Source organism: Cedecea selenatireducens (assembly GCF_042138895.1).
Classification (GTDB): Bacteria; Pseudomonadota; Gammaproteobacteria; order Enterobacterales; family Enterobacteriaceae; genus Cedecea; species Cedecea selenatireducens.
Map to the genome: position 1 here is coordinate 1 of NZ_JBHIKW010000028.1, position 5,065 is coordinate 5,065.

Here is a 5,065-nt window from a genome sequence, read left to right on the forward strand (position 1 = left end):
AACATGGGGCTTTTCTGTAACAGGAACTCGATTACTCTGACAGCAGATGGCCCATTTTGGCCGCTTTGGTGTCCAGGTAGTGCGCGTTCTTCGGATTGCGGCCGACGATTAGCGGCACTCGCTCAACGATGTTGATCCCGGCTTCGGTCAGGATCTCGACTTTTTTCGGGTTGTTGGTCAGCAAACGCACGGCATCAACGCCCAGCAGTTTGAACATATCGGCGCACAGCGTAAAGTCACGCTCATCGGCGGCAAAACCGAGCTGATGGTTAGCTTCTACCGTGTCGTAGCCTTTATCCTGCAGCGCATAGGCGCGGATTTTATTCAGCAGACCAATATTACGGCCTTCCTGACGATGGTAAAGCAGAACGCCACGGCCCTGTTCGGCAATCTGAGTCAGCGCTGCTTCAAGCTGGAAGCCGCAGTCGCAGCGCAGGCTGAACAGGGCGTCACCGGTTAAGCACTCGGAGTGAACGCGCGCCAGAACAGGATCTTCTCCGCTGATATCACCGTAAACCAGAGCAACATGATCCTGCCCCGTTGCCACTTCTTCAAAACCCACCATCAGGAAATCGCCCCATGGGGTTGGCAGTTTGGCTTCTGCCACACGTTTAAGCTGCATGTGATTCTCCAGGTACTTATTTCGACACCGAGGTGTCTGCCAGAACTCTGGCCTGTACGTTAATGCCGGATATTTTGCCATAACGCGAGGTACTTCGCTTCATTGGCGGGTGAAAAAGCCATTTTTGCCAATTACTCCCACGCGGTTTAGCCATCTCTAACGTTTTTCGGTTATTCTTTAAGGGCTTTCACTACCATGAGGTCTTCATGCAGGCAATAGCAAAACGCATCACAGCGGGCACAATTCTTCTTTTAATCATGCCGTTAAGCGTCTGGTTCAGCGGCTGGCAATGGGCACCGGGTGGCAATGAAAGCGTGTTAAAAATGCTTTATTGGGTCACTGAAACCGTGACTCAACCCTGGGGAGTCATTACCCATGTTGTTCTTTTCGCCTGGTTTCTGTGGTGCCTGCGTTACCGCCTTAAGCCTGCGCTGATGTTATTTGCTATCCTTGCGGCAGCTATCCTTATAGGTCAGGGCATTAAGTCCGTTATTAAGAATAAAGTGCAGGAACCCCGGCCGTTTGTCGTATGGCTCGAAAAAACTCACCATATCCCCACTGACGAGTTCTACAATTTAAAGCGTACGCAGCGTGCGGAGTTAGTCAAAGCGCAGCTAGAAGGGCAGCAAGAAATTCCCGGCTGGTTACGCCAACACTGGCAGTTTGAAACCGGCTTTGCTTTTCCTTCAGGCCATACGATGTTCGCGGCAAGCTGGGCGCTTTTGGGCGTAGGATTGCTTTGGCCACGCAGGCGGAAAGTTACGTTGGCCGTTTTGCTGCTATGGGCAACCGGCGTCATGGGCAGCCGTTTACTGCTGGGCATGCACTGGCCGCGTGACTTAGCCGTAGCCACGGTTATCTCCGCGCTGTTAGTGACTCTGGCTACCTGGCTTGCTCAGCGCTGGTGTGGACCGCTTACACCTCCGGCTGAAGAAGACCAGGAAATAGCCGAACGAAGCGAAAAAACTTGAGAATAGTGTTTTAACCCCCATTTCTTATGAATTGGCGGTGGTTTTTGGATTCCCCGGTTTCGCCTGAAATGGTAGTTTATACCTCCGGGATTCATTTTTGGCCTGGCTGAGTCCTCTGTGACCACATAACGGGATGTAATGTGAAATATTTATTCATTTTCTTACTGGTACTTGCCATCTTCGTGGTGTCCGTCACGCTGGGCGCGCAAAACGATCAGGTGGTGAACTTTAACTACCTGCTGGCGCAGGGCGAGTATCGTGTTTCAACTCTGCTGGCCATACTGTTTGCCGCAGGGTTTATCATTGGATGGCTGATCTGCGGTCTGTTCTGGCTGCGAGTCCGCGTTTCGCTGGCCCGTGCCGAGCGCAAAATTAAACGTCTTGAGCAGCAGGTAACTCCCGCCGCTGATGTTTCGGCACCCGTTGTGCCGGCTGTGAAGGAATAATCCTCTATGTTGGAACTGCTGTTTCTGCTGTTACCCGTTGCGGCCGCTTATGGCTGGTACATGGGGCGCAGAAGTGCGTTACAAGACAAACAGCAGGAAGCCAGCCGCCTTTCTCGCGACTACGTGGCAGGGGTGAACTTCCTGCTGGCCAACCAGCAGGACAAAGCGGTCGATTTGTTCCTCGATATGCTCAAAGAGGACACCGGCACCGTCGAAGCCCACCTTACTCTAGGCAACCTCTTCCGCCAGCGTGGCGAAGTTGATCGCGCCATTCGTATCCACCAGTCCTTGATGGAAAGCGCGTCGCTGAACTATGACCAGCGCCTGCTTGCCGTTCAGCAGCTTGGCAAAGACTACATGGCCGCCGGGCTTTATGATCGCGCGGAAGACATGTTCAGCCAGCTTATCGACGAGACCGACTTCCGGGTTAGCGCGCTGCAGCAGCTGCTGCAAATTCACCAGGCGACCAGTGACTGGCAGAAGGCTATTGACGTTGCTGAAAGGCTGGTCAAGCTCGGTAAAGATAAGCAGCGTGTGGAAATCGCTCACTTCTACTGCGAACTTGCGCTGCAAAATATCGGCAATGACGAGTCTGACAAAGCGATGTCGTTGCTGAAAAAAGGTGCCGCAGCAGACAAAAACTGTGCCCGTGTTTCCATCATGATGGGGCGCATTTTTATGGAAAAGGGCGAGTATGCCAAAGCGGTAGACTCGTTGAAGCGCGTGATTGAGCAGGACAGCGAACTGGTGAGCGAAACGCTGGAGATGCTCCAGGTCTGCTATCAACAGCTGGGTAAACCTGATGAGTGGGAAGCTTTCCTCCGGCGCTGTGTGGAAGAGAACAGCGGGGCAGTGGCCGAACTCATGCTGGCAAGCATTCTCGAACAGCGAGAGGGCGCCGAAACGGCCCAGCTGTATATCAACCGTCAGCTTCAGCGCCACCCGACGATGCGCGTGTTCCATCGCCTGATGGACTACCACCTGCATGAAGCGGAAGAAGGGCGTGCGAAAGAGAGCCTGATGGTCCTGCGGGACATGGTTGGTGAACAAATTCGTACCAAACCACGTTACCGCTGCCAGAAATGCGGCTTCACCGCCTACACCATGTACTGGCATTGTCCGTCGTGCCGCGCGTGGTCAACGGTGAAACCTATCCGCGGGCTGGACGGGCAATAGCCTGCGGCACTTTTTAAAAAAGCGTACTTTAGTTACAACATACTAAACGCGTTAATTCATTTCTATACTTCAACCCGGTGCAATTATCGCTTAGCAGGGCGCAATCGCGGCTGTGAATTTGTCGGTCTGACGAGTAGAATGCTGCCGTTTAACTTTTTGCGCCGCGCCGGTGCCCAACAGTCAGAAGGTTTTGCCATGAACTCAACTGCGTCATCCTCCTCCCGTGTTGCCACTGAATCACCGATTGTCGTTGCCCTTGATTACGATAACCGCGATAGCGCGCTGGCCTTCGTTGACCGTATCGATCCCCGCGATTGCCGCCTGAAGGTGGGCAAAGAGATGTTCACTCTGTTTGGCCCGCAGCTGGTGGGGGATTTGCATCAGCGTGGTTTTGACGTTTTCCTGGATTTGAAATTCCACGATATCCCTAACACCACCGCGCGTGCGGTTGCCGCTGCGGCAGAAATGGGTGTCTGGATGGTAAACGTTCATGCAACAGGTGGGGCACGTATGATGCGTGCTGCAAAAGAAGCGCTGGCGCCTTTCGGGAAAGATGCGCCATTGCTGATTGCCGTTACCGTTCTCACCAGCATGGAAGCCAGCGATCTGGCTGATTTAGGCATTAAGGCCAGCCCGGCGGATTATGCTGAGCGCCTGGCTACCCTGACAAAAGAGTGCGGTCTGGATGGCGTAGTGTGTTCCGCGCAGGAAGCCGTTCGCTTCAAGGCTGCATTAGGTCACGAGTTTAAGCTGGTCACGCCGGGGATCCGTCCTGTCGGCAGTGATGCCGGCGATCAGCGCCGTATTATGACGCCGCAGCAGGCTCAGCAGTCCGGAGTAGACTTTATGGTAATTGGACGCCCGATCACCCAATCGTCCGATCCGGCGCAAACGCTGCGTGAAATCCGTGCGTCGCTGGTGCAGGAGGCGTAATGAAAGACACTAATAGCCGCCTGGTGTACTCCACCGAAACCGGCCGTATTGATGAGCCTAAAACCGAAGTACAGCGCCCAAAGGGTGACGGTATCGTTCGCATCCAGAAGCAAACGAGCGGACGTAAGGGGAAAGGGGTCTGTCTGATTACCGGCATTGATGCCGATGATGCGACACTCGCGGGCATAGCGGCCGAGCTTAAGAAGAAGTGCGGCTGCGGCGGAGCGGTAAAAGACGGCGTAATCGAAATCCAGGGCGACAAGCGTGATTTGATAAAGTCACTGCTGGAAGCGAAGGGCATGAAGGTTAAACTCGCCGGCGGTTAAACCGTTTAAAATATTAATTAATGGGCCACGGTAAATGCCGTGGCCTTTTATTTTAACTGCTGTTAGTCAGACCTGAAAAATTAACACGTAATGAATTCGTCAAAGCGGGTTAGCTTTTGCTGGCGTCCTGCCTTATTTACCCACCTGGTGACCGATAATACCGCCTACCGCCGCACCGCCAAGTGTCCCCAGCGTGCTGCCGTCGGTCAGCACTGCGCCGCCCAGCGCACCGGCACCTGCGCCGATTGCCGTGTTGCGGTCACGCTTAGACCAGTTAGAACATGCGCTTAAGGACATTGCGAGGGTAATAGCCAGCATTGCAGCGGCCACTTTTTTGTTATTTAAGGTCATCATACTTTCTCCAGAATAATTGATTCACGGAAGCCAGTCTCAGTTAAGTATAGTAACAATTCACCACTTTACCGGGCGGGTCGTGAAACGATGTCGCGATATAAGCTCGAAAAACAGCAGGTGCGTTTATTACTCCCTGTTATATCGCTAAATTCTATTCTAATTTTCCCACATGATTAACACAGGTAAAAACTCTTAATTGCAGCGTGGGAATATTCTGAGAGAGGAAAAGCCCGTGTC

General features: G+C 53.2%; 7 protein-coding genes. 5 read left to right on the forward strand and 2 right to left on the reverse strand.

Going from position 1 to position 5,065, the window contains the following annotated elements; genetic code table 11:
* Positions 1-31 precede the first annotated feature (31 nt).
* Positions 32-622, reverse strand: coding sequence for a GTP cyclohydrolase II (ribA, locus tag ACE38U_RS22245; protein WP_038471924.1), 591 nt, complete (start codon positions 620-622; stop codon positions 32-34).
* Positions 623-828: 206 nt separating this feature from the next.
* Here ribA and pgpB point away from each other — a divergent pair, with 206 nt between their 5' ends.
* The 5 genes from pgpB (at position 829) to yciH (ending at position 4,474) form a co-directional block, all read left to right on the forward strand.
* A complete protein-coding gene (gene pgpB, locus ACE38U_RS22250) occupies positions 829-1,593 on the forward strand; it encodes a phosphatidylglycerophosphatase B (protein ID WP_038471928.1) in 765 nt (254 codons plus the stop codon).
* Positions 1,594-1,733: 140 nt separating this feature from the next.
* Positions 1,734-2,039, forward strand: coding sequence for a LapA family protein (locus tag ACE38U_RS22255; protein ID WP_038471931.1), 306 nt, complete (start codon positions 1,734-1,736; stop codon positions 2,037-2,039).
* 6 nt (positions 2,040-2,045) lie between these two features.
* Positions 2,046-3,215, forward strand: a complete 1,170-nt coding sequence (gene lapB, locus ACE38U_RS22260; protein WP_038471935.1) for a lipopolysaccharide assembly protein LapB — start codon at positions 2,046-2,048, stop codon at positions 3,213-3,215.
* Between the two features lie 195 nt (positions 3,216-3,410).
* A complete protein-coding gene (gene pyrF / locus ACE38U_RS22265) occupies positions 3,411-4,148 on the forward strand; it encodes an orotidine-5'-phosphate decarboxylase (RefSeq protein ID WP_176983092.1) in 738 nt (245 codons plus the stop codon).
* Entirely contained in the window at positions 4,148-4,474 is a 327-nt protein-coding gene (gene yciH / locus ACE38U_RS22270) for a stress response translation initiation inhibitor YciH (RefSeq protein WP_038471942.1), read from the forward strand. Before pyrF ends, yciH begins: the two co-directional genes overlap by 1 nt.
* 132 nt (positions 4,475-4,606) lie before the next feature.
* Here yciH and osmB read toward each other — a convergent pair whose 3' ends face one another.
* Positions 4,607-4,825: an osmotically-inducible lipoprotein OsmB gene (gene osmB, locus ACE38U_RS22275; RefSeq protein WP_008461331.1), complete on the reverse strand. Its 219-nt coding sequence runs from the start codon at positions 4,823-4,825 to the stop codon at positions 4,607-4,609.
* Positions 4,826-5,065: the final 240 nt, after the last annotated feature.